Source organism: Paraburkholderia sp. EG304 (genome assembly GCF_046543485.1).
GTDB lineage: Bacteria > Pseudomonadota > Gammaproteobacteria > Burkholderiales > Burkholderiaceae > Paraburkholderia > Paraburkholderia youngii.
In genome coordinates, this window is the sequence record NZ_JBKGUA010000279.1 from 1 (window position 1) to 647 (window position 647).

The window sequence follows — 647 nt, forward strand, 5'->3', positions numbered from 1 at the left end:
CGCCATGCGGCAGTTCGCGATCCTCTACGAGGATCGCTTCACACGACCCAACAGCTAGAATGAAATTGATCGCCTGCCACGCCTGAAATGTTCAGACGCCTTGCACACAAAAATTCAGACACTCCCCGGACGGTTGCCGGCTTGGCATCAAACCAGCGCTCCTCGCCTGTGAACGGGTCTTTGCCGAAACGCTTCTTCTTTGCCGGAACCTGCTGTACCCCAATCTTGAGCAGGCCCGATAGCGTGAACTCGCCTGCCCCTTTCTTATGGACGGCGCCGAGGATGGTGCTTTCGAGTGCGGCGAGCACCGCCTTTGCCTGCTTCGGTTCAACACCGGCCTGCGTGGCAACATGGCTCGCAAGCGACGCCTTGGTGAATTGCTCTTTCAGAGGTTTGGGTGTCGCGCTTGCGGCAGTTGTCTTCTTGGGCGACGCTTCTTTCTTCACTGCGGTTTTCGCTTCAGCTTTCTTCGCTGAGGAGTCTGCGGTCTTCTTTGCCATTTAAATCCTCTTTTTCCGGGTTTAGCAGGCTGTTGAAATACCCCTCGCCGGCGAGCAGCACTTCATTTCAATGAGTCGCTGCGCCGGTTTGTGATGTCGATTTGATGCTCAATGCCTTTTATTCAGGTGGAACCAATGCCATCTCCT

Annotated in this window: 1 protein-coding gene; it reads right to left on the reverse strand. The window is 55.2% G+C overall.

Going from position 1 to position 647, the window contains the following annotated elements; translation table 11 throughout:
- Window positions 1–38: 38 nt before the first annotated feature.
- Window positions 39–500 (reverse strand): HU family DNA-binding protein, encoded by a 462-nt coding sequence (locus ACLFKU_RS43850; protein WP_410853401.1) that lies wholly within the window; start codon window positions 498–500, stop codon window positions 39–41.
- Window positions 501–647: the final 147 nt, after the last annotated feature.

What these genes read in the sequence shown, in the direction of transcription:
- ACLFKU_RS43850 (WP_410853401.1), bottom strand. Translation starts at nt 500, where the DNA reads ATGGCAAAGAAGACCGCAGACTCCTCAGCGAAGAAAGCTGAAGCGAAA.